Source organism: Frigoribacterium sp. SL97, assembly GCF_026625765.1.
Classification (GTDB): Bacteria; Actinomycetota; Actinomycetes; order Actinomycetales; family Microbacteriaceae; genus Frigoribacterium.
Genome location: NZ_CP113062.1, coordinates 1,209,746 through 1,233,232, shown reverse-complemented (window position 1 = coordinate 1,233,232; position 23,487 = coordinate 1,209,746). Strand labels below are relative to the sequence as shown.

The window sequence follows — 23,487 nt, the reverse complement described above, 5'->3', positions numbered from 1 at the left end:
GCGACCGCCGGGCCGGCGGCGCGCTCCGCCCCGCCGGCACGACCGGTCGTCGAGGCCGCACTACTTGACCGCGCCGGCCGCGAGGTCGACCTTCCAGAAGCGCTGCAGCACGAGGAAGATCGCGATCAGCGGGATGACCGAGAGCAGGGCACCCGTGATGACGAGCGTGTACAACGCCGGCGCCGAGGCCCCCTGGTTGAGCAGCCCGTTGAGTCCCACCGTGAGCGGGAACAGCGCGTCGTCGCCGAGCATGATGTACGGCAGCATGAAGTTGTTCCAGATGGCGACGAACTGGAACAGGAAGATCGTCACGAGCCCGGGCAGCAGCATCGGCACGGCGATCCTCGAGAAGATGCCCATCTCGCGGGCCCCCTCGGTGCGCGCGGCCTCGATCACGTCGGTGGGCACGGCGGCCGCGGCGTAGATGCGGGCGAGGTAGATGCCGTAGGGGCTGATGATCTGCGGCAGCAGCACGCCCCAGAAGGTGTTGGTCAGGCCGACGTTCGCGAGCAGGAAGTACTGCGGGATCGCCAGGATGACGCCGGGCACGAGCACGCCCATCAGCAGCACGTTGAAGACGACCTTCTTGCCCGGGAACTCGAACTTCGCGAGCACGTAGCCCGAGAGCGCCGAGACGAAGGTCGAGGCGATCGCGCCGATGCCGGCGTAGAGGGCCGTGTTGAGCATCCATCGCCAGAACAGCCCGTCGCGGTACTGCGTCAGGGCGACGACGTTGTCGAGCAGGTGACCGCTCGGCGCCAGGGTGAAGGTCGAGAAGAGCTCGCCGCCGTCCTTGGTCGAGGCCATGACGACCCAGAGCACCGGGAACAGGCAGTAGACGGCGCCGATCAGCAGCAGCACCGTCGAGACGACGCTCGGCCGTTCGGCGTGCAGGCGCGGTGCGGCCGGGTCGCGCGGCACCCTGCCCGAGGGACGACGGTTCGTCGAGGAGGCGCGGGTCGGGTCGGGCACCGGGGCCGTGGCGTCTCGGGAGCCGTCGAGGTCGATGGTGGTCATGGTCAGTCCTCCTGGCCGAATGCGCGCTTCTGGACGACCCGGAGGAAGAAGAAGCTGACGATGAAGGTGGCGAGCGCGATGACGACCGAGGTCGCCGCCGCCGAGTAGATGTCGTCGCGGGTGAAGGCGTCGCGGTAGACGAGCATGAGCGGTGACCAGCTGGTCGACAGGCTGTTCGTGAGCGGACGGAGGGTGGTCGGCTCGGCGAACACCTGCAGGGTGGCCACCATCGAGAACAGCGCGGTCATGACGAGCGCCGGCGCGACCATGGGGATCTTGATGCGCAGGGCGATCTGCACCTCGCTGGCACCGTCGAGGCGGGCGGCCTCGTAGACGTCGGTCGGCACGGCCTTGAGCGAGGTGTAGATGACGATCATGTTGAAGCCGACACCGCCCCAGAGGGCGATGTTGGCGATCGCGAACAGCACGGTTCCCGAGCCGAGCACCCCGTCGACGTCCCAGCCGAGCCGGTCGAACACGTAGTAGAAGGGGCTCACGGCCGGGAGGTAGAGGAAGCCCCAGAGCAGCGAGCTGATCACGGCGGGCACCGCGTAGGGCAGGAAGATGGAGACCCGCGAGAAGGCGGTGGCCCGCGTGCGCTTCGAGTCGAGCAGCAGGGCGAAGAGCAACGCGAGGCCGAGCATGCACGGGATCAGCACGACGCCGTAGAGCAGGACGCGACCCACGCTGGAGGCGAACTCGGGGTCGGTCAGCGAACCGACGTAGTTCTCGAACCCGGCGAACACCTGGCTCTCGCCGCCCGAGCCGAGCCCCAGGCCGACGACCTGTTTCTTCTGGAAGCTGAGGAACAGCGTGTAGACGATGGGCGCCGCCATGAACAGCACGAACAGCACGATTCCGGGGGCCAACATGGCGTAGGGGGTCAGCACCCGCGTGCGGAAGCTGCCGTTGCCCTTGCGGGTCGCCGGGCGGGGCGCCTCGCGACCGGCCGACGACCGCGGAGGGCCGGACCCGTCGGTTCGCGGGCTGAGGGGGGTGAGGGTGTCGGCCATGCCGTGTCCTTGGGTCGAGACGGGTGTGACGGAGGGGTGACGGGGCGGGCGGGGTGACCCCGACCGCCCCGCCCGATGTCGCTACTTGACCGAGAAGCCACTCTTGGTCAGGTCGTCGACGGTGATCTTCTGCATGGCCGCGACCGCGTCCTCGAAGGCCGCCTGCGTCTTGGCGTCGGCCGCCTTGGCGAACTCGTCGTTGTAGGCGCTGAAGGCCACGTTGACGTTCGGGCCGTAGGTGAACGGCTGCACCGACTCGGACGCCTCGGCGGCGATGTCGTAGAAGTCGTCCTGCTGGCTGAAGAACTCGGGGCTGGTGGTCAGCGCGTCCGAGGCCGCGTCGGTGGCCGCCGGGTAGACGCCGGCGATGTCGGCGAGCGCCGCCACGGCCGTGGGGTCGGTGTTGAGCCACGTCGCGAACTCGACCGCCGCCTCCTTGTGCTCGGACTGGGTCGTCACGGCCGTGGTCGAGCCGCCCCAGTTGCCGTCCGCCGGCTTCGAGGCGTCCCACTGCGGCATCGGGGCCGCGGTCCACTTGCCGGCGGTGTCGGGGGCGTTGCCGCCCAGCACGCCCGGCGCCCAGACCGAGCTGATCCAGCCGACCTGGCTGCCGTCGTTCAGACCGGCGTTCCACTCGGGCGTGTACATCGGCTTGTTGTCGATCGCTCCGCTCTCGACGAGCCCGCCCCAGTACGAGGCGACCTTCTCCGCCGGGCCGCCGTCGATGTCGACGCCCCAGCTGTCGCCGTCGATCGACCACCACGAGGCCCCGGCCTGCTGCGTGAGGCCGGCGAACCAGCCGGCGTCGTTGGCCGAGAAGGTGCCGAGGTACTTCGTCGGGTCCGCGGCGTGGAGCTTGGTGGCGACGTCGGCGTACTCGTCCCACGTGGTGGGGACGCTCAGGCCGTACTGGTCGAGGACGTCGGTGCGGTAGTACGCCATCATCGGGCCGGAGTCCTGCGGGATGGCGTAGACGCCGTCACCGCCGAGGGTCACCGACGACCAGGTGCCCTCCGAGAAGTCGCCTTCGAGGTCGGCGGCGCCCTGGTCGGAGATGTCGGCGAGCGCGTCCGAGGACACGAGCGTCGGGATCTTCTGGTACTCGGCCTGGATCAGGTCCGGTGCGCCGCTCCCGGCCTTGATGGCGGTGAGCAGCTTGGTGATGGCCGGGTCTCCGCCGTCCTGTTTGTTGACGGTGACCTGGATGTCGGGGTTGTCCTGGTTCCAGAGGTCGACGACCTTGTCGAGGTTCGGGGCCCAGGCCCAGTAGCTGAGCTCGACGGGACCGTCGTCGGCCGCGCCTCCCCCGGCGCCGGAGCACCCGGCGGTGAGCAGTAGGGCGGCGGTCGCGACCATGGCGACACCGAGACGGTGGAATGAGCTGCGCATTCGTCCTCCTTGAGGAAAGCAAGAGCTGTGGTGGGGGCGGGACAGCGCGTGCTTCGGAGAACCACGTCGCTGTGCCTGTGAGCGGTTACAGTTACGCACAGCGGTTTTCGCTTGTCAACACCGTTACGGGCCCTTTCGCCGCTCGATATCGGTGTGTTACAACTGGGAGCGCACACAGTCAAAGGAGATCACCGCATGTCACTCGAGCTCGACGCCCGACCCACGCCCCAGGCCACCACGACCTGGCTGCCCGGCCGAGCCGACCTGCGCTACGGCGGCGACTACAACCCCGAACAGTGGCCGCGCGAGGTCTGGCTCGAGGACATCGCCCTGATGAAGCAGGCGGGCGTCAACCTGGTCAGCGTCGGCATCTTCTCGTGGGCCCTGCTCGAACCCCGCGAGGGCGAGTACGACTTCGGCTTCCTCGACGACATCCTGGGCCTGCTGCACGACGCCGACATCGACGTCGACCTGGCCACCCCGACGACGGTCCCGCCGGCCTGGTTCTGGAAGGCCTACCCCGATTCCCACCCGGTCACGCGGGACGGCGTCACCCTGGGCCGCGGCTCCCGCGGCATGGTCAGCCCGAGCAGCCCCGACTACCGCCGGGCGGCCCTCGCGATCACCGAGCGACTGGCCGAGCGCTACGCGAACCACCCCGCGGTCGTGCTCTGGCACGTCCACAACGAGTACGGCGCCCCGATCAGCGAGGACTACGGCCCCCACTCGGTGCTCGCCTTCCGCACCTGGCTCGAGGAGAAGTACGTCACCCTCGACGCGCTCAACGAGGCCTGGGGCACCCGCTTCTGGGGCCAGACCTACGGCGAGTGGGACGAGATCGACGCCCCACGCACCTCGGCCACGGTCGTGAACCAGACCTCGCGCCTCGACTTCGCCCGCTTCACCTCCGACGCCCTGCTGGCCTGCTTCACCGCCGAACGCGACGCGATCAAACGACACGCGCCGCACCTCCCGGTCACCACGAACTTCATGGCCACGAACTGCCCCTCCATCGACTACTGGAGGTGGGCCCGCGAGGTCGACGTCGTCGCGAACGACCACTACCTCGTGGCCGAGCGCCGCGACAACCACGTGCTGCTCGCCATGGACGCCGACCTCACCCGTTCGCTCGCCGGCGGTGCCCCGTGGATGCTGATGGAGCACTCGACCTCGGCCGTCAACTGGCAACCGCGCAACATCGCCAAGCGCCCCGGCGAGCTCGCCCGGAACGCCGCGAGCCACCTGGCCCGGGGCGCCGACGCGATCCTGTTCTTCCAGTTCCGGGCGTCGCGGTACGGCGCCGAGAAGTTCCACTCCGCGATGCTGCCGCACGCCGGCACCTCGACCCGCACCTGGCGCGAGGTCGTCGACTTCGGCGCCGACCTGGGTCGGCTCTCGGCCGTCCGCGGCAGCCGGGTGGAGGCGCGGGTCGCGATCCTCTGGGACGTCGAGTCCTTCTGGGCCCACGACCTCGAATGGCGGCCGTCGGTCGAACTCCAGCACCGCGAGCGCGTCGTCGCCTGGTACTCCGCCCTGTGGCAGCTCGGCGTGACGGTGGACTTCCGCCACCCGCACGACGACCTGTCGGGCTACGACCTCGTGCTCGCGCCCTCGCTGTACCTGGCCGACCGGCGGACGACCCACGGCCTCGGCGCGTTCGTCCGCAAGGGCGGCACCTTCGTCGCGTCGTACTTCTCGGGCGTCGTCGACGAGAACGACACCGTCCACGCCGGTGGCGCACCCGGCGCCCTGCGCGAGGTGCTCGGCCTCTCGGTGCCCGAGTTCCTGCCCCTGTACGCCGACCAGGTCGTCACCCTCGACGACGGCACGACGGGCACGGGCTGGTCCGACGACATCGTGCTCGAGGGCGCCGTGGCGGTCGCGAGCTACGTCGACGGCCCGGCGGCGGGAGGTCCGGCGGTCACCCGCCACGCCCACGGCGACGGCTCGGCCTGGTACGTCTCGACGCGCACGACCGGGGCCGACCTCGAGGGTCTCGTCCGGTCGGTGCTCGACGACGCCGGAGTGCCGCTGCCGGTGGACCACCCCGAGGGGCTCGAGGTCGTCGTGCGCCACGGGGACGACGTCGACTTCACCTTCCTGGTCAACCACGCCGAGACCGCGACCGACGTCGTGGTCGGTCAGGGCACCGAGCTGATCACCGGCGACGCCGTCGACGGCCGCGTGGGCGTCCCCGCCGGTGCGGTCCGCGTCGTCAGCCGCCCGCGCGGCTGAGCCGCGACGCGAGGCGACCGCAGGAGGCGCGGTGCCGGCGTCGAGACCGGCACCGCGCCTCCTGCGCCCCACCGTCCCGAACCCCGTACCGCCCCCGCAGCACCCCGCCACACCGATCGTCAAGGAGGACGACGCGATGACACGACCCACCACCACACCCCGGCCCCCCGCCGACCGGAGGGGCCGGCGCGGTCTCGCCGTCGGCGCCGCCCTCGCCACGGCGGCCCTGGGAGCCGGCCTGCTGTCGGGCGCCCCCGCGACCGCGGTGCCCGGCGGCCCGGCTCCTCGCCCCGTCGTCGTGCAGGACCCCGGCTTCGAGCACGGCGCGACGGGCTGGGTCTCGAAGGGGTCGGGCACCACGACGCTCGAGGCGGGTGGGCACGACTCGGCCACGCGCCTGACACACGTGCTGTCGACGGCCGGCACGGCCACGACCAGCCAGAAGCTCAAGAAGGTGACGCCCGGGTGGTGGACCTTCTCGGCCTGGGTGAAGAGCGGTGGCGACCTGGCCTCGAGCACGCTGTCGCTGACCGGGTGCGGCACCGGCTCGAGCACGGACGCCGCGGCGACGACGGTGATCCCCTCGACCGAGTCCGACGACGGGTGGCTGCGCCTCTCGGTCTCGGCCGAGGTGACGCACCGCCAGTGCACTCCGACGTTCACCACGAGTGGCGCGGCCGGTGCCTGGGCGAGCATCGACGACGTCACCGTCACGCCCGGGCGGGTGACGCGCGACGTGCGGGGTGCCGACCTGTCGGGTCTGCCCCGCAACGAGGATCGCGGAGCCGTCTACCTCGACGCCGCCGGTCGACCCACCGACCCGGTGACGCAGCTGGCGGACCACGGGGCGAACATGGTGCGGCTGAAGGTCTGGGTCGACCCGACCGACGGCTACAACGACCAGGACGACGTCGTCGCGATGGCGGCGCGGGTGAAGGCGGCGGGCATGCAGCTGCTCGTGGACTTCCACTACAGCGACCGGTGGACCGACCCGGGCGCCCAGACCATGCCGAGGGCCTGGCTCGGGCTGAGCGCCCCCGAGGTCGCCACGAGGATCCACGACCACACCCGCAGCGTGCTCGACGCCCTCGCCGCCGAGGGGATCACCGCGGACGCCGTGCAGGTCGGCAACGAGATCAACCCCGGCATGGTCTGGCCGCTGGGCCAGACCTGGGACGTCGACCCGAGCGACGGCGTCAGCGGTGCGCAGTGGAGCAACCTGGCCATGTTCCTCACGGCCGGAGCGACGGCGGTGAAGGAGGTCTCGCCCACGACGCAGGTCGTGCTGCACCTGACCAACATCAACGCCGGCGTCGACGGCCTCACCTGGTGGTTCGACGAGGCGACCTCACGCGGCGTGCCGTTCGACCTGATCGGCCTGTCGTACTACGGCTACTGGCACGGCGGGCTGTCGGGCATGCAGCAGGCGGTCACGACGCTGTCCGAGCGCTACGACCGCGACGTGCTGATCGTCGAGACGTCGTACCCCTGGACGCTCGAGGACGACCCCGACCACCTCTGGGAGAACGTCGTCGTCGACCCGTCGCAGCTCGTCGCGGGCTACCCCGCGACGCCCGAGGGGCAGGCCGCGAACTTCCGTGCGATCCAGGACGTCGTGGCCTCGGCCCCGGGCGGCCGCGGAATCGGCGTCGTCGCGTGGGAACCCGCGTGGACCGCGGTCGACGGTGCCGGATGGGACCCGGACGACCCGACCTCGGGCAACGCGTGGGAGAACCAGGCGATGTGGGACCACGACGGTCGCCCGCTGCCCGCGCTCGATGAGTACGCGGCCGACTGAACCGGGCGAACGACGGGTGATCCGGCGGGCGGTGGTCGGCGCGGCACCCGGTCTCCCCCCATAGTGGGCACATGCCCCGCACGCCCGAGCCCCTGGCACGCCTCTCCCGTCGAACGGTCCTGCTCGGCGTCGGCGGCGTCGCCGTCCTCGGGACGGCCGCCGTCGCCCTCGGGTTGCGTTCCGCGCGACTGAGCGAGGAGGCGCCGGTCACCCGGGCCGCGCCTCCTCGGCCCGTCGACGCCCTCCTGGCGGCTCGGCCCTCCACCGTCGCCCACCGCGGCGGGTCCGGCGACTGGCCCGAGATGTCGATGTTCGCCTACCGGCAGTCGGTCGCCGCCGGGGTGGACGGACTCGAGGTGTCGCTCTCCCGCACCTCGGACGGCGTCTGGTTCGGACTGCACGACGAGACCCTCGACCGCACCTCGGGCACGACCGGGTTCGTCCCCGCCGACCACACGTGGAGCGAGGTGCAGCAGTACCGCATCTCGGCGGCCGAGACGAACGACCCCGAGCAGTCCGACCAGCCGTACGCCCGCTTCGACGAGATCGTGCGTGAGTTCGGCCGGGAACACGCCCTGTTCGTCGACCCGAAGTACGTCGACGCCCGCTTCTACCCCGAGCTGTTCGAGATCGCGTGGATGCAGCTCGGGACGTCCGAGGTGGCGCAGACCCTCGTCGGCAAGGGGTACTGCACGCAGACCGAGTGGGGCGACCTCGCCGCCTCCGAAGGGTGCGCGACCTGGGGGTACTACTACGCCGACGAGCTGGCGGACGACCCCGAGCTGCTCACCCGGACCTCCGACAGCTGGAGCCTGCTGGGCCTCGACTGGTCCGCCCCGGCCGCGACCTGGGCGACGATGACGGCCACCGGCAAGCCGGTCCTCGGGCACATCGTGTCCGACCTGGACGCCGCTCGCGCCGCGCTCGACGGGGGTGCGTCCGGGCTCGTCGTCTCGGGCGTCGCCGAGGTCGTCCGGCAGCTGACGACCGAGGGCTGAGCCCGGTCGCACGCGGACCCGACCCGCGCCCCGCGCCCCGCGGCTCAGGCGGCGGTGTGACCACGCGCTCGGGACGGTCGGCGTCCGCGCCGAAGACCAGACGCCGCGTGGCGACCTTGTCGGCGAAGAACCGGTCGTGGCTGACCACGACGACCGCCCCGGGGAAGTGCTGCAGCGCCCGCTCCATGACCTGGGCGCTCGGCACGTCGAGGTGGTTGGTGGGCTCGTCGAGCAGCAGCACCGAGGCCCCCGAGAGCAGGCACTGCGCCATCGCGACGCGGGCCCGCTGCCCACCGGAGAGCGCGCCGATGCGCTTCTTGAGATCGGCCTCGCTGAACTGGAACATCGCGAGGAACCGCCCGACCGACTTCCGCGTCGCGGTCAGGGCGAGGCTGTCGGGCATCGCGTTGACCGAGTGCGTGACGGTGTCGTCGTCGTCGAGCTCGGCCAGCACCTGGTCGTACGAGACCACCTTGACCCCGCCCGCCCAGGCGGCCCGACCGGCGTCGGCACGTTCTTCCCCCGTCAGCACCCGCAGCAGCGTGCTCTTGCCGCTGCCGTTCGCCCCCGTGATCACCAGGCGGTCGCCGCGCCGCAGCTCGAACGTGAGGTCGTCGAAGAGCGTCCGGTCGTCGCGGGCCTTGCCGAGACCGTCGACCCGGCACAGGACGTCCTTGACGTGCAGCCCCGAGTAGATCTCGGTGATGATCTGGTCGACGGGGCGGGGTGCCCGCGACTTCTTGACCTTGGCGAGCTGCTTGAGCAGGTCGCCGCCGTCCTGGCGCTTGGCGGCCTTGGCGGCGTCGCGGCGGTCCGAGATGCCCTCGGCCTCGAACGCGAGCAGCTCGGACTCGTGCACGAACTGCTGCTCGAGGCTCTTCAGCCGGAACTGCTTCTGCACGACGTACTCGGCGAAGTCCCCCGGGTAGTCGTGCAGGTGGAAGTTCTCGACCTCGACGATGCGGGTGACGACCGCGTCGAGGAAGCTGCGGTCGTGCGAGACGACCACGGCCGCGCCGTGGAAGTCGCGGAACCACGACTCGAGCCACTCGACGCCGGCCACGTCGAGGAAGTTCGTGGGCTCGTCGAGCAGCAGCACGTCGGGGTCCTCGAGGACGATCTTCGCGAGGGCCGCCCGGTTGCGCCAACCACCGCTGAGGTCGTCGATCGGGCTGGTGCGGTGCGCGTCGCTGAATCCGAGCACGCTCAGTGCCGTGTCGATGCGGCGCGGGTACTCCCAGCCGTCGACCCGGTCCATCTCGGCGAACAGTTCGGACTGTCGGTGGATCAGCTGGTCGAGGGCGTCCCCGCCGTCGGGGTCCATCGCGACCACGGCGATGTCGGCGTCGATCTGCGCCAGGTCGGCCTCGATCGCCCGCTCGTGGGCGAAGAGCCCGGTCAGCACCTCGACGATGGTCTGCGTGCCGTCGAGTTCGGAGAACTGCGAGAAGTACCCCACCCGGACGCCCTGCTCGAGCGTGACCGTGCCCTCGTCGGGCTGCACCTGGTCGAGCATCAGCTTGAGCAGCGTGGACTTGCCGCTGCCGTTGCGACCGACGATCCCCACGCGCTCCTTCTCGTCGAGGCGGAAGAACGCCTCGCGCACCACCGGGGTGCCGTCGAAGCGGACGGTCACGTCGTTCAGTCGGATCAGGCTCATGCGTCGATCCTCGCAGGCCGACGGAACACCCGGCGCCGCGCGGTTGTTGTCGTGAGAGGCATCGAGGCGACCGCGGGCATCCGACCCATCCGATCGCACCGACGCCGACGAACAGGAGGCATCATGTCGGACCAGTACCGGAAAGACCCCGAGGCGGTCGCCCGCCTCACCTCGACCCAGCGCCGCGTGACCCAGGGCGGTGGCACCGAACCCGCCTTCCGCAACGAGTTCTGGGACTCGAAGGACGCGGGCATCTACGTCGACGTCGTCTCGGGCGAGCCCCTGTTCGCCTCGGTCGACAAGTTCGACAGCCGCACCGGCTGGCCGAGCTTCACGCGACCCATCGACGCCGAACACGTCGTCGAGAAGCGCGAGGGCTTGTTCTTCAAGCGCACCGAGGTGCGCTCGACCGCCGGGGACAGCCACCTCGGCCACGTCTTCCGCGACGGACCCACCGCGACCGGCGGGCTGCGGTACTGCATCAACTCGGCGGCTCTCCGCTTCGTCCCCTACGCCTCACTCGAAACCGAAGGATACGGTGCCTACATGACGCTCTTCTCCCCCGAATCCACCCCCGCCCCCAGCGGCACGACCGAGACCGCGATCCTCGCCGGCGGCTGCTTCTGGGGCGCCCAGCAGCTGCTCCGCCGCCGACCGGGCATCGTCTCGACCCGCGTCGGCTACTCGGGCGGCAGCGTGCCGAACGCGACGTACCGCAACCACCGCGGCCACGCCGAGGCCGTCGAGATCGTGTTCGACCCGGGTCTGACCTCGTACCGCGAGATCCTCGAGTTCTTCTTCCAGATCCACGACCCGTCGACGAAGGACCGCCAGGGCAACGACGTCGGCGACAGCTACCGCTCGGCGATCTTCTACGCGGACGACGAGCAGCGCGCGACGGCCCTCGACACCATCGCCGACGTCGACGCGTCCGGCCTCTGGCCCGGCAAGGTGGTCACCGAGGTCACCCCGGCCGGCGACTTCTGGGAGGCCGAAGAAGAGCACCAGGACTACCTCGAGAAGGACCCCTACGGCTACACCTGCCACTTCGTCCGTCCGGGCTGGGTGCTGCCGAAGCGCGACCAGCAGGTCGCCGCGGGCTGACGCCCGTCGGACCCTAGGAGGCGCGGTGCCGGTTCGACCGGCACCGCGCCTCCTGGCGTCCGGTCGCTCCTCAGCCCCAGAGGCGCGTGACGATCGATCCCATGAGGTCGTCGGTCGGGAAATTCCGTTGCGACACCGTGACGACGACGTCGTCGCGCACCAGCACGGTGTCCGCCATGTCGACGCCGTACATCGGGTGGGTCGTGACGTACTGGCAGAGCGAGCCGCCGTACGCCTCGGAGCAGTCGTAGACCACGCCGTCGAGCCAGAAGACCGAGGTGGGTTCGCGTCCCTCGGCGAGCCAGGCGGGATACGCCGCGGCCGTCGCGGCGTCCACCGTGCTGACGTCGGCGAAGAGGCCCGTGACGTCGGCCCGCACGTCGGCCCAGCCACAGCGGAGCACCTGGGCGGACGCCACGACGTCCCTCAGGTCGGCGTCGGCGCCGGGTGCCGTGGGAGCGACCTGTCCCATCGGCTGACCGAAGTAGGCGGGGTCGTTGAGGGGGGCGTCGCCCATCGTGGCGGCGTAGGTCGCGGCGTCCACCAGGTCGGTGCAGTCCGTCGGGATCGACACGGGCCGCGTCGTCGGGGTCTGCGACGGAGTCGCCGTCGGGGTCTCCGACGGGGTCGCGGTGGCCTCGGGCGAGGCGGCGACGTCGGTCGCCGGGGCGGTCGGACCGGACGTCGACGCGCCCGCTCCACCCGTCGCCGGCGCGCAACCGGCCAGCAGTCCGGCCAGTGCAAGACCGACGAGGGCGGTGTTCACGGAACGCTTCATGGTCGTCTCCCCCTAGGAGGCCGATGCCGGACCGGTCTGTCGGCTGATCTCTCCAGCCTAACGACGACGACGCGAGGAAGCCTCGGCTCCGAGGACGACATCGGATCATCCTCCGGGATGGGCCTCGCCCCGAGGACGCCGGTCGAGGGCAGGTCTAGGCTCGCGGCGTGGACGCGGGAGGCAGGGCATGACCGGGGACGCCGGGTTCGACGCCGTCCTGCTCGCCGGGGGTCGCGCCTCCCGGGTGCACGGTGCCGACAAGACCGGCTTCACGAGTGGCGACGCGACGCTCCTCGACCGGGCCGTCCAGGCGGCGACCGGAGCCCGGACCCTCGTCGTGGTCGGCCTGCGCGACGGTCGGGTGCCGCCCGCCCGAGCCCTGCTGACCCGTGAGGAGCCCGCCTGGTCCGGGCCGGTCGCCGCCCTCGCGGCCGGTCTCGCCGTCGTCGTCGACCCGGCACCGTGGGCACTCGTGCTGGCCTGCGACCTGCCGCGGGCGCCCGAGGCCGTGGCGGCCCTCCTCGCCGGCGGCGCCGCGGACGACGAACACCGGGACGGTCGGCTCGCCGTCGACTCGGGCGGGCGACGTCAGCCGCTGCTCGCTCTCTACCGGACCGACGCCCTGCGGACGCGACTCGGAGGACTGCGGGCCGACGGCCCCCTCGAGGGCCTGTCGCTCCGCCGTCTGCTCGACGGGCTCGACCTGCTCGAGGTCCCCGTGCCCGACGCGCTCTGCGCCGACGTCGACACCGTCGCCGACGCCGACCGCCTGGGTGTCGTCCGGCGCGAGGCCGACGCGACTGGTTGAGTGTCGACCATGACCGACACACCTGCCGAACTCGACGCCTGGGCCGCACGACTCGTCCGGGCCCTGGGCCTGCCCGACGACTTCGTGGTCGACGTCCCCGTGGTGCTCGACCTCGCCCGCGACGCGGCGCACGGCGTCGCCCGCCCGGCCGCCCCGCTGACGACGTTCCTCGTCGGCTACGCCGCGGGGCTCGCCGGCGGATCGCAGGCCGAGCTGGACCGGGCGACCGCGACCGCCACCGCGCTGGCCACGGCCGACCCGGCGTGACGGTCCGGCGGGCCGACTGGCGGGTGGCCCGCGCCGAGGCGTCCGACGCCGCCCGGGCCCTGCCCCGCGACCTCGAGACCGTCCTGCTCGCCGACGCGGTCGGTCGCACGCTGGCCCGGGACGCCACGAGCCTCGCGCGCGTGCCCGGCTCCGACGTCTCGGCGATGGACGGCTGGGCGGTCGCCGGCGAGGGCCCCTGGCGACTCGGCCCGTCGATCGTCGCGGGCCGGGTCGCCGACGACGACGGCTCGCTGCCGACCGGGGTCGCGCGACCGGTCACCACGGGCGCCGTCGTCCCGGACGGGACGGACCGGGTGCTGCGCTCGGAGTCCGGGCACGTGGCCGACGGCGTCCTGACGGCCGACGACGACCCCCGCCGTCCGCCGCACGTCCGGCGGGCCGGAGAAGAGATCGACCGCGGCGACGCCCTGATCACCGCGGGCACGCTCCTCACCCCGCCCCGCGTCGCCGTGCTGGCCCTCGGCGGGCACGACGCCGTGCCCGTGGTGACCCGCCCGACGGTGGCCCTGGCCGTGCTCGGCGACGAGGTCGTGGCCGAGGGCGTGCCCGAGCGCGGCACGGTCCGCGACGTGTTCTCGGTGCCGGTGCCGCGCCTCCTCGGCTCCCTCGGCACGGCGTCCGCGACCACGACGCGGGTGGCCGACGACCTCGACGCGACGACCGCCGCCCTCGACCGCCCGGACCGTCGCCTCGTGGTGACGACCGGCGGCACCGCGCACGGCCCGACCGACCACGTCCGCGCCGCCCTCGACCGGCTGGGCGCCGAGCTCGTCGTCGACGGTCTCGCGATGCGGCCGGGGCAGCCCCTGGTCGTGGCGCGCCGCGGCGACACGGTCTACCTGTGCCTGCCCGGCAACCCGATGGCCGCCTACGTGGGGCTCGTGGTCGTGGGGACCGCGGTGGTGGACGGCCTCCTCGGGAGGCGACCCGCGCCTCCCGGGTCCGTCACGCTCGCCGTCGACGTGGCCCACCCCCGCCCCGGTGCGCTCGTGCAGGCGTACCGGGCGACCCCGGACGGAGCCGTGCCGACCGAGCGCCAGTCGTCGGCGATGCTGCGCGGCCTGGCCGACGCCGACGGGCTGCTCGTCGTGCCCGAGGGCGGGGCGCGGGCGGGCGACGTCGTCCCCTCGCTCGGCCTCCCGTGGTGAGGCGCGGACCCCGCCGGCTTTCGATTCCGGGGTTCGAGGGGTAGACCTGACCCATGGCACGCATCACGTCCCGCAAACCGGTGACCCGCATCACGGTCGGTGACGACGGCAGCGCGGGCGTCCGCAAGACCATGGACACCCTCGCGGTCGAGGAACCCCTCGAGATCCGCGTCGGCGGCACGTCGCTCGCCATCACCATGCGCACACCCGGTCACGACTTCGACCTGGCCGCGGGGTTCCTCGTGTCCGAGGCCGTCATCTCGACCGGTGACGAGTTCTTCGCCGCCCGGTACTGCGCCGGGGCCACCGCCGAGGGGCTCAACACGTACAACGTGCTCGACGTCACGCTCGCGCCCGGGGTGCCGGCGCCCGACCCGAGCCTCGAGCGGGCGTTCTACACGACCAGCTCGTGCGGGCTGTGCGGCAAGGCCTCGATCGACGCCGTCCGCACGACGTCGCAGCACGACGTGCGGCACGACCCCCTCGTCGTCGACCCCGCCCTGCTCGCCACCTTCCCCGACCGCCTGCGCGAGGGCCAGGACGTGTTCGAGAAGACCGGCGGGCTCCACGCCGCTGCACTCTTCGACGGCCGCACGGGCGAGCTGCTCGTCCTGCGCGAGGACGTCGGTCGGCACAACGCCGTCGACAAGGTCGTCGGCTGGGCCGTCAAGGAGGCGCGGCTGCCGTTGGGCGGGACCGTCCTGATGGTCTCGGGTCGCGCCTCGTTCGAGCTCACGCAGAAGGCGTCGATGGCCGGCATCCCGGTGCTCGCCGCCGTGTCGGCACCGTCGTCGCTCGCCGTCGACCTCGCGACCGAGCTGGGCGTCACGATCGTGGGGTTCCTCCGCGGCCGGTCGATGGTCGTCTACTCGCGACCGGACCGGCTCGGCGAGCCCGACGGGACCGAGCCGTCGGCCCGCTCGCGCGACGCCGGCGACGCGACCCGCGCCTCCTCATCCCGCGAATCCGCCGACGCCGATGACGCCGACGCCCTCGACTCCCCCGGCGGCGCGACGCGCGCCTCCTCGCCCGTCCCCCTGACGATCGGAACCAGACCGTGACCGAGAAACCCCCCGTCTCCGACGTGACCGACGCCGACATCGAGGTCGGCCCCCCGCGCGAGTGGGCCGCCGGCGTGCCCGGCGTGCTGCACTCGATGGACCCGGCCATCAAGCAGCTCGGGCTTGCCCGCACCGTCAAGCTCATGACGTCGCTGAACCAGAAGGACGGCTTCGACTGCATGAGCTGCGCCTGGCCCGACCCGAACCACCGCAAGGTCGCCGAGTTCTGCGAGAACGGCGCCAAGGCGGTCACCTGGGAGGCCAACCCGGTGCTCGTGCCCGACACGTTCTGGGCCGAGCACTCGGTGACCGACCTGCTCGACAAGACCGAGTACTGGCTCGGCATGCAGGGCCGCCTCACCAAGCCCGTGCACAAGCCCGCCGGCAGCGACCACTACCGCGAGGTGTCGTGGGACGAGGCGTTCCGCATCGTCGGCGACAAGCTGAGGTCTCTCGACAGCCCGGACGAGGCGTCGTTCTACACCTCGGGCCGCACCTCGAACGAGGCGGCCTTCGCGTACCAGCTGTTCGTGCGCGCCTTCGGCACGAACAACCTGCCCGACTGCTCGAACATGTGCCACGAGTCGACGAGCCTCGCCATGGCCGAGGTGGTCGGCATCGGCAAGTCGACCATCGCCTACGACGACTTCGAGCAGGCCGACCTGATCGTCATCCTCGGGCAGAACCCGGGCACCAACCACCCGCGCATGCTGACGGCCCTCGAGGACGCCAAGCTCAAGGGCGCGAAGATCGTGGCGGTCAACCCGCTGCCCGAGGCCGGCCTGCGTCGCTACAAGAACCCGCAGCTGCCGCGCGGCGTCGCGGGTCGCGGCACGGAGATCGCCGACCAGTTCCTGCAGATCCGGCTCGGTGGCGACATGGCGCTGCTGCAGGCCGTCGCCAAGCGCGTCCTCGAGGCCGAGGACGCCGCCCCCGGCACGGTGCTCGACCACGAGTTCCTGGCCGAGCACACCGTCGGGCTCGAGGCCTTCCGCGAACACATCGCGCAGGTCGACGACGACGAGGTGCTGCTGGCGACCGGGCTCGACAGGGCCGAGATCGACGAGCTGGCCGACCGCTACCTGGCCTCGGACCGCGTGATCATCACCTGGGCGATGGGCATCACGCAGCACCGCAAGGCCGTCGACACCATCAAGGAGATCATCAACCTGCTGCTGCTGCGCGGCAACATCGGCAAGCCGGGTGCCGGCGCCTCGCCGATCCGCGGGCACAGCAACGTGCAGGGCGACCGCACGATGGGCATCTGGGAGCAGGTCTCGGACGAGTTCCTCGACGCCCTGCAGAAGGAGTTCCGCTTCGACCCGCCGCGCGAGCACGGCGTCGACGCCCTCAAGGGCATCAAGGCCATGCAGGAGGGGCGCATCAAGTTCTGGATGGGCATGGGCGGCAACCTCGTGGCCGCGATCTCGGACACCCAGCTCGCCGAGGCCGCGATGCGCGGGACCGACATGACCGTCCAGGTGTCGACGAAGCTGAACCGCTCGCACGCCGTGGTCGGCGCCGAGGCGCTCATCCTGCCGACGCTCGGCCGCACCGAGATCGACGTGCAGGAGGCCGGGCCGCAGTTCGTCTCGGTCGAGGACACCGTGTGCTCGGTGCACGGCAGCCACGGCCAGGTGCCGCCGGTCGCGCCCGACCTGCTCAGCGAGGTCGCCATCGTCAGTCGCCTGGCGCGGGCGACGCTCGGCGACCGGGCCGACCTCGAGATCGACTGGAAGGGCTTCGAGGACGACTACGACACGCTGCGCGACCACATCAGCCGGGTCGTGCCGGGCTTCGAGCGCTACAGCGAGCGGGTTCGCAGCCGTGACGGCTTCGTGCTGCCGAACGGGCCGCGCGACTCGCGGACCTTCGCGACGAAGGTCGGCAAGGCGATGATCACGGTCAACGACCTCGAGCACGTCGAACGCCCCGAGGGGACGCTGCTGCTGCAGACCCTGCGCTCGCACGACCAGTACAACACCACGATCTACAGCCTCAACGACCGCTACCGCGGCATCAAGAAGGGTCGGCACGTGGTCTTCGTCAACCCGCTCGACCTCGACGACCTCGGGCTGACCGACGGCCAGAAGGTCGACGTGTCGACGGTCTGGACCGACGACGTCGAGCGGGTGCTCCGCGACTACCGCATCGTCGCCTACCCCACGGCCCGCGGGTGCGCCGCCGCGTACTTCCCCGAGGCGAACGTGCTCGTGCCGCTCGACAGCGCGTCGATCGGCAGCAACACCCCGGTGTCGAAGGCCGTGCTGGTGCGGGTGACGCCGGCGGCGGTGCCGGTCGGGGTCTGACCCCGGGTCGGCCCGTCGCCGGGCGGCGCCGTCCGAGCCGGCTCGGTCGGGTCAGCGGGCGGCGGCGCGGACGGCGGTGACGGCCGCGGCCACGCCACCGTCCCAGGGAGCGCCGTGGCCCGGCAGCACCCAGGTCGCACCGGTCCCGAGCAGGGCGTCGAGCGAGGCGAGGGCCTGCTCGGGCTCGTCGGTGAACGGAGCCGGGGCGGGCCCGACGTGCCCGGTCGTCACGTGGCGCGTGGTCAGGGCGTCGCCCACGAAGACGGCGTCGACGCTCGGGACGAAGACGGCGATGCTGCCCTCGGAGTGCCCGGGCATCGGGATGATCCGAGGCGCACCCGGCAGGTCGAGCGTCTCGCCCCCGTGCACCTCGACGACCTCGGTGAGCCACGCGGTCCTCGCCCCGCCCTTGCGCAGGCTGTAGCCGGCGAACCCCAGCAGGGGGCCGAGCTTCATGGGCGGCATGCCGTTCCCCGGCTTCGGGCCGCCCTTCGCCCGCGAGGCGTCGGCGGCGTGGACGTACACGGGCACCCCGTGTTCGCGACGCAGCCGCTCGGCGAAGCCGACGTGGTCGGAGTCACCGTGGGTGAGGACGACGCCCTTCACGTTGTCGGGGGTGCGTCCGACGGCGGCCAGCTCGGAGACGAGTTCGGACCAGAGGCCGGGCAGACCGGCGTCGATCACGGTCACGCCCTCGGGCGTGACGACGAGGTACGCGGCGACGATGTCGTTGCCGATGCGGTGGAGGGAGGGGGCGAGTTCCATGATGGCTACGGTAGTTAGCCATCATGGCTATTGTCAATAGCTATACTCGACGGATGCCCACACCCGACCGCACCTCACCCGACGCCATCCTGTTCGCCGCGCGCGAGTTGCTCGAGGCCGACGGCCCGTCCGGCCTCACGATGGCCGCGGTCGCGGCACGGGTCGGCGTGCGTGCGCCCTCGCTCTACAAGAGGGTCGAGAACCGGGAGGCGGTGCTTCGGTCGGTCGCGGAGGCCACCCTCACCGACCTGGCCGCGCGGCTCGACGGGGCGGGGTCCGCTCGCGAGGTGCTCGACGCCTTCCGCACGTTCGGGCACGAGCGCCCGGCCGCGTTCCAGCTGGTCATGACGCCCGGGCCCGGCGTCCCCACCGCGCGACGCGAGTTCGGCGCCGCGGCGAGCGCCGCCGCCCTCCGGGTCGGCGAGCAGCTCGTCGGGCCGGAGCGGGCCCTCGACGCCGCCCGCACGCTCACGGCGTGGGTGGCGGGCTTCGTCATCATGGAGCTCAACGGCGGCTTCCAGCTGGGCGGCGACGTCGACGGGGCGTGGGACTTCGGGGCCGAGCGCGTCCTCGCGGCCCTCGCCGCGCCTCCTGCGGTCTGATCCGTCCCCCGCGACCGCCCGGCCTGGCGCTCTGCTCAGTCGAGCGGTGCGTGCGGGTACGAGGAGGCGCGGTGCTGGAACTCGAGGATCGCCTCGTTCTCGACCCGCCCCTCCGCGATCTCGACGGCGCGGCGGATCGTGTCGGACGCCGCCCACGAGGTCGGCCCCTCCATGACGGTGCGGAGGAAGGGGAGGAGGGCTTCGCTGATCTCCCACGTCGTGGAATTCCAGAGGAGCGACGGGCTGTGGTCGACGGCGTAGTAGTTCGTGGTGGCGCCCACCGTGACGAGCGGTTCGGCGAACGTCGTGGCGCGGGCCCAGTCGAAGCCCATGCCTTCGTCCACCGAGACGTCGACGATGAGGCTGCCGGGGCGGAAGGCGTCGAGGTCGGTCTCGCGCAGGTAGGTGAGCGGGGCGTTCGGGTCCTGGAGGGTGCAGTTGACGACGATGTCGGCTGCGGCGAGGAACGGAGCGAGGGCGACCGGCCCGTCGGGGGTGTTCACGGTGCTGGCGCCGGGCGTCTCGGGGTCGTGTTCGAACTGGAAGATGTCGACCGACGGGATCGGCGACCCGACGGCGGCGATGTTGCGGTTCGTCAGGACGCGCACGTCGTGGATGCCGTGGGCGTTGAGGGCCGTGACGGCGCCGCGGGCGGTGGCGCCGAAGCCGATGACGACGGCGCTGAGGCGACGGCCGTAGTCGCCGGTCGAGCCGCAGAGCTGGAGGGCGTGCAGCACCGAGCAGTAGCCGGCGAGCTCGTTGTTCTTGTGGAAGACGTGCAGGCCGTAGCCGCCGTCGGACTGCCAGTGGTTCATGGCCTCCCACGCGATGAGGGTGAGCCGTTTGTCGATGGCGAGCTGGGTGATCTCGCGGTCCTGGACGCAGTGCGGCCAGCCCCAGAGGGTCTGACCGTCGCGCAGGCCCTCGAGGTCGGCGGCCTGGGGCTTGGGCAGCAGGACGACGTCGCTGTCCGCGACGATCTGCTCGCGGTCGGCCATCGCCACGAGGGGCTCGAGGTCGGCGTCGGGGATGCCGAAGCGCAGGCCGTAGCCGCGCTCAAGGGTCATGTTCGCCCGCAGGTCGGCGTCGATGCGGTCGAGGTGGGCGGGGTGGATCGGCAGGCGCCGCTCGTCGGGCTTGCGCGAGGTGGCCAGGACGCCGAGGCGCAGCAGTGCGGGGGCGCCGGAGGTGGTGCCGGTGGGCGGGGAATCCGTTTGGCTCATGCTTGAGAGTAGATGAGTGGCGCTCGCCCCCGAGCCGGAGGGTCAGTTGTTGAAGCGGAACTCCACCACGTCGCCGTCCTGCATGACGTATTCCTTGCCCTCGATGCGGGCCTTGCCGGCCGAGCGGGCCTCGGCGATGGAGCCGGTCTCGACCAGGTCGTCGAACGAGATGACCTCGGCCTTGATGAAGCCCTTCTCGAAGTCGGTGTGGATGACCCCGGCGGCCTGCGGGGCCTTCCAGCCCTTGCCGATCGTCCAGGCGCGGGTCTCTTTCGGGCCGGCCGTCAGGTAGGTCTGCAGCCCGAGCGTCTCGAAGCCGATGCGGGCGAGCTGGTCGAGACCGGACTCGTCCTGCCCGAGCGACGCGAGCAGCTCGGCGGCGTCCTCGTCGTCGAGGCCGATCAGCTCGGACTCGACCTGCGCGTCGAGGAAGATCGCCTCGGCCGGCGAGACCAGGGCCTGCAGTTCGGCCTTGCGCGCCTCGTCGGTGAGGACGGCCTCGTCGACGTTGAAGACGTAGATGAAGGGCTTCGCGGTGAGCAACCCGAGTTCGCGGATCGGCTCGAGGTCGATGCTCGTGGCCGAGAGCGCCTCGCCTCGCTCGAGCGCCTCCTTGGCGGCGACGGCCGTCTCGTGCACGATCGGCTCGACGCGCTTCAGCCGCAGCTCTTTCTCGTACCGGACGAGCGCCTTCTCGACCGTCTCGAGGTCTGCGAGGATCAGCTCGGTGTTGATCGTGCCCATGTCGCTCTCGGGGTCGACCTTGCCGTCGACGTGCACGACGTCGGGGTCGTCGAAGCCGCGCACGACCTCGGCGATGGCGTCGGCCTCGCGGATGTTCGCCAGGAACTTGTTGCCGAGCCCCTCGCCCTCGCTCGCCCCCTTGACGATGCCGGCGATGTCGACGAACGACACCGGCGCGGGCAGGATCTTCTCGCTGCCGAAGAGACCGGCCAACACCTGGAGGCGCGGGTCGGGCAGGTTGACGATGCCCACGTTGGGCTCGATGGTCGCGAACGGATAGTTCGCCGCCAGCACCTGGTTCTTGGTCAGGGCGTTGAACAGGGTGGACTTGCCGACGTTGGGCAGTCCGACGATCGCGATAGTGAGAGCCACGAGGGTCAAGCGTACCGGGCCTGCCGAGCCGTGCCGTCGGAACCGCGTCCGCTGTGGACGGAACGGTCCCCCACCGCGCCTGGGGAGGCGGTGTCGGAGGCGCGTGAGAGCATGAGTCAATGCCCATCGACTTCACCGCGATCGACTTCGAGACCGCTAACTCGAGCAGCGCCAGTGCCTGCTCCGTCGGCCTCGTCAAGGTCCGCGACGGCGTCGTCGTCGACAAGGTCGGCTGGTTGATCCAGCCACCCACCGGGCACGACGAGTTCTCCGAGTGGAACACCCGCATCCACGGCATCGTCGCGAACGACGTCGTCGGCGCCTTCGGCTGGGCCGAACAGTTCGAGCTGCTCGCCGACTTCGCCGGCGACGACGTCTTCGTCGCCCACAACGCCGGCTTCGACATGGGCGTCATCAAGGCCGCCTGCGCAGCGACCGGGCTCACCCCTCCCCCGTGGTCGTACCTCTGCAGCCTGCAGGTCGCCCGCAAGACCTACTCGCTCGACTCGTACCGACTGCCGGTCGCCGCGACGGCCGCCGGATTCGACGCCTTCTCCCACCACGACGCCCTCGCCGACGCCGAGGCCTGTGCGGCCATCGTCGCCCACGCCGCACTGTTCCACGGCGCCTCCGACCTGTCCGAACTCGCGACGATCGCGTCGGTCAAGGTGAAGGTGCTGCAGCCGGCCGGGGCGCCGACGGCGCCCGCCGTGCCCCGGGCCGACCGACGCCCGATGGCCTTCGGCTAGGCGCCTCCCTCACGCCAGTCCGACGCCCCCGGGGCGCGTCGGTCTCTCCCGACCCCACCGCGTCGACTCCCGACCGGTGTCGGTGGCCGCTGCCACACTTCCGCCATGCCCCTTCCGCTCGCGCTGTTCCTCGCCCTGCTGCTCGGTCTCGTCCTCGGCGTCGCCGTCGGAGCACTCGTCGCTCGTACCCGCGCCGCGGAGGCGACGGCACGCCTGTCGTCCGACCTCGCCGCAGCCCGCGCCGTGGCCGATGCCACTCGTGAGCGCCTCGACGGTCAGGACGACCAGTACCGTCGACAGATCGCGCAGCAAGAAGACCGCCTCCGCGAGTTCCAGGACCGCCTCCGCGACGTCCGCATCGCCGAGGCCGAGAGGGCACGCACCGACGGTCAGGTGCTCGTCGCGCTCAGCCCTGTGGCCGAGAGCCTGCAGGCCGTCCAGCAGAAGGTGGCCGAGCTCGAAGCCGAACGCACCCTCCAGTACGGCGCCCTCAGCGAGCAGCTCCGCACCGCCGCCGAATCGGGTGAACGGCTCCGCGGGACGGCCGAGTCGCTCGCCTCCGCGCTGAAGTCGAACAGCACCCGCGGCGTGTGGGGCGAGACCCAGTTGCGCAACGTCGTGCAGGCCGCGGGTCTCGTCGAGCGCGTCGACTTCGACGTGCAGACGTCGATCTCGTCGGACGCCGGCTCCGGTCGCCCCGACATGGTGGTGCACCTCCCCGGCGGCAAGAACATCGCGGTCGACGCCAAGGTGCCGTTCTCCGCCTACCTCGAGGCCAGCGCCATCCCCGCATCCGCCACGGGCGACGAGGGCGCACGACGCGACCAGCTGGTCCGGCAGCACGTCAAGGCGCTGCGGGCCCACGTCGACGCCCTGGCGGGCAAGACGTACTGGGCCGGACTCGAGTCCTCGCCCGAGCTGGTCATCGCGTTCATCCCGAGCGAGTCGCTCGTGTCGTCCGCCCTCGAGGCCGACCCGGCCCTGATGGACTACGCCTTCCAGAAGCGCGTCGCCCTCGCCTCGCCCGTGACCCTCTGGTCGGTGCTCAAGACCGTCGCCTTCAGCTGGCAACAGGACGTCGTCACCGCCGAGGCGAAAGAGCTCTTCGACCTCAGCCGCGAACTCTACGGTCGGCTGTCGACCATGGCCGGCCACGTCGACAAGCTCGGCCGGTCGCTACGCGCCGGCGTCACGGACTACAACCGGTTCGTCGGGTCGCTCGAGCGGACGGTCCTCCCGTCGGCCCGCCGGCTCAGCATGCTCGACGAGTCCAAGGTCCTCGCGACCCCGACGATCGTCGAGGAGTCTCCCCGAGAACTCACCGCCCCCGAGCTCGCGTCGGCCCTCGTCGAGGGCAGCACCGACCACGAGTGACCCCCCGACACGACGAACGCCCGGCCGAGGCCGGGCGTTCGTCGTGTCAGGT

At 71.7% G+C, this 23,487-nt stretch carries 19 protein-coding genes and 1 pseudogene; 12 read left to right on the top strand and 8 right to left on the bottom strand.

What is annotated here, in order from left to right:
- Nucleotides 1-60 precede the first annotated feature (60 nt).
- The 3 genes from OVA02_RS05935 to OVA02_RS05925 all read right to left on the bottom strand — a co-directional run bounded on the left by OVA02_RS05935 (nt 61) and on the right by OVA02_RS05925 (nt 3,419).
- Nucleotides 61-1,017 (bottom strand): carbohydrate ABC transporter permease, encoded by a 957-nt coding sequence (locus tag OVA02_RS05935; protein WP_267659408.1) that lies wholly within the window; start codon nt 1,015-1,017, stop codon nt 61-63.
- Nucleotides 1,018-1,019: 2 nt separating this feature from the next.
- Nucleotides 1,020-2,030, bottom strand: coding sequence for a carbohydrate ABC transporter permease (locus tag OVA02_RS05930; protein WP_173152791.1), 1,011 nt, complete (start codon nt 2,028-2,030; stop codon nt 1,020-1,022).
- Between the two features lie 81 nt (nt 2,031-2,111).
- A complete protein-coding gene (locus tag OVA02_RS05925; RefSeq protein ID WP_267659407.1) occupies nt 2,112-3,419 on the bottom strand; it encodes an ABC transporter substrate-binding protein in 1,308 nt (435 codons plus the stop codon).
- Nucleotides 3,420-3,614: 195 nt separating this feature from the next.
- Between OVA02_RS05925 and OVA02_RS05920 the strand changes: the two genes are divergently transcribed.
- The 3 genes and pseudogenes from OVA02_RS05920 to OVA02_RS05910 form a co-directional block, all read left to right on the top strand.
- Complete coding sequence (locus OVA02_RS05920; protein WP_267659406.1) at nt 3,615-5,654, top strand: beta-galactosidase; 2,040 nt, start codon at nt 3,615-3,617, stop codon at nt 5,652-5,654.
- 136 nt (nt 5,655-5,790) lie between these two features.
- On the top strand, nt 5,791-7,452 hold the full coding sequence (locus tag OVA02_RS05915; protein ID WP_267659405.1) for a glycoside hydrolase family 53 protein: 1,662 nt from the start codon (nt 5,791-5,793) through the stop codon (nt 7,450-7,452).
- 71 nt (nt 7,453-7,523) lie between these two features.
- Nucleotides 7,524-8,024: pseudogene (locus OVA02_RS05910) on the top strand (glycerophosphodiester phosphodiesterase); the annotation flags it as partial.
- Nucleotides 8,025-8,238: 214 nt separating this feature from the next.
- Here the strand turns inward: OVA02_RS05910 and OVA02_RS05905 are convergent.
- On the bottom strand, nt 8,239-10,110 hold the full coding sequence (locus tag OVA02_RS05905; protein WP_267659404.1) for an ABC-F family ATP-binding cassette domain-containing protein: 1,872 nt from the start codon (nt 10,108-10,110) through the stop codon (nt 8,239-8,241).
- 123 nt (nt 10,111-10,233) lie between these two features.
- Between OVA02_RS05905 and OVA02_RS05900 the strand changes: the two genes are divergently transcribed.
- Nucleotides 10,234-11,214, top strand: coding sequence for a bifunctional methionine sulfoxide reductase B/A protein (locus OVA02_RS05900; RefSeq protein ID WP_082460582.1), 981 nt, complete (start codon nt 10,234-10,236; stop codon nt 11,212-11,214).
- Nucleotides 11,215-11,284: 70 nt separating this feature from the next.
- Here OVA02_RS05900 and OVA02_RS05895 read toward each other — a convergent pair whose 3' ends face one another.
- Nucleotides 11,285-11,992: a hypothetical protein gene (locus tag OVA02_RS05895; protein WP_123571577.1), complete on the bottom strand. Its 708-nt coding sequence runs from the start codon at nt 11,990-11,992 to the stop codon at nt 11,285-11,287.
- Between the two features lie 187 nt (nt 11,993-12,179).
- Here OVA02_RS05895 and mobA point away from each other — a divergent pair, with 187 nt between their 5' ends.
- The 5 genes from mobA to OVA02_RS05870 are packed head-to-tail and all read left to right on the top strand — an operon-like array spanning nt 12,180 to nt 17,606.
- Nucleotides 12,180-12,800, top strand: a complete 621-nt coding sequence (mobA, locus tag OVA02_RS05890; protein WP_267659403.1) for a molybdenum cofactor guanylyltransferase — start codon at nt 12,180-12,182, stop codon at nt 12,798-12,800.
- Between the two features lie 9 nt (nt 12,801-12,809).
- Complete coding sequence (locus OVA02_RS05885; RefSeq protein ID WP_158612919.1) at nt 12,810-13,067, top strand: DUF6457 domain-containing protein; 258 nt, start codon at nt 12,810-12,812, stop codon at nt 13,065-13,067.
- Nucleotides 13,064-14,236: a molybdopterin molybdotransferase MoeA gene (locus tag OVA02_RS05880; RefSeq protein WP_267659402.1), complete on the top strand. Its 1,173-nt coding sequence runs from the start codon at nt 13,064-13,066 to the stop codon at nt 14,234-14,236. The genes OVA02_RS05885 and OVA02_RS05880 overlap by 4 nt, the downstream gene beginning before the upstream one ends.
- A gap of 53 nt (nt 14,237-14,289) precedes the next feature.
- Complete coding sequence (fdhD, locus tag OVA02_RS05875) at nt 14,290-15,297, top strand: formate dehydrogenase accessory sulfurtransferase FdhD (protein WP_192122763.1); 1,008 nt, start codon at nt 14,290-14,292, stop codon at nt 15,295-15,297.
- The gene (locus tag OVA02_RS05870; RefSeq protein WP_173152821.1) at nt 15,294-17,606 is read left to right on the top strand and encodes an FdhF/YdeP family oxidoreductase; all 2,313 of its coding nucleotides are present in this window, start codon (nt 15,294-15,296) and stop codon (nt 17,604-17,606) included. The genes fdhD and OVA02_RS05870 overlap by 4 nt, the downstream gene beginning before the upstream one ends.
- 51 nt (nt 17,607-17,657) lie before the next feature.
- Here OVA02_RS05870 and OVA02_RS05865 read toward each other — a convergent pair whose 3' ends face one another.
- Nucleotides 17,658-18,371 carry an MBL fold metallo-hydrolase gene (locus OVA02_RS05865; RefSeq protein WP_056048769.1) on the bottom strand — a complete coding sequence of 238 codons (714 nt, stop codon included), beginning with the start codon at nt 18,369-18,371 and terminating at the stop codon, nt 17,658-17,660.
- A 53-nt stretch (nt 18,372-18,424) separates the two neighbouring features.
- Here OVA02_RS05865 and OVA02_RS05860 point away from each other — a divergent pair, with 53 nt between their 5' ends.
- Entirely contained in the window at nt 18,425-18,973 is a 549-nt protein-coding gene (locus OVA02_RS05860; RefSeq protein WP_267659401.1) for a TetR/AcrR family transcriptional regulator, read from the top strand.
- Between the two features lie 35 nt (nt 18,974-19,008).
- On the opposite strand, the gene OVA02_RS05855 is transcribed toward OVA02_RS05860, so the two are convergent.
- Nucleotides 19,009-20,196: a N(5)-(carboxyethyl)ornithine synthase gene (locus OVA02_RS05855; protein WP_056048773.1), complete on the bottom strand. Its 1,188-nt coding sequence runs from the start codon at nt 20,194-20,196 to the stop codon at nt 19,009-19,011.
- Nucleotides 20,197-20,238: 42 nt separating this feature from the next.
- Nucleotides 20,239-21,312, bottom strand: a complete 1,074-nt coding sequence (gene ychF / locus OVA02_RS05850) for a redox-regulated ATPase YchF (RefSeq protein ID WP_043597911.1) — start codon at nt 21,310-21,312, stop codon at nt 20,239-20,241.
- A gap of 119 nt (nt 21,313-21,431) precedes the next feature.
- Here ychF and OVA02_RS05845 point away from each other — a divergent pair, with 119 nt between their 5' ends.
- Both OVA02_RS05845 and OVA02_RS05840 read left to right on the top strand, forming a co-directional pair.
- Nucleotides 21,432-22,061 carry an exonuclease domain-containing protein gene (locus tag OVA02_RS05845; RefSeq protein WP_056048775.1) on the top strand — a complete coding sequence of 210 codons (630 nt, stop codon included), beginning with the start codon at nt 21,432-21,434 and terminating at the stop codon, nt 22,059-22,061.
- A gap of 105 nt (nt 22,062-22,166) precedes the next feature.
- Nucleotides 22,167-23,435, top strand: coding sequence for a DNA recombination protein RmuC (locus tag OVA02_RS05840; RefSeq protein ID WP_056048778.1), 1,269 nt, complete (start codon nt 22,167-22,169; stop codon nt 23,433-23,435).
- The last annotated feature ends 52 nt before the right edge of the window (nt 23,436-23,487 follow it).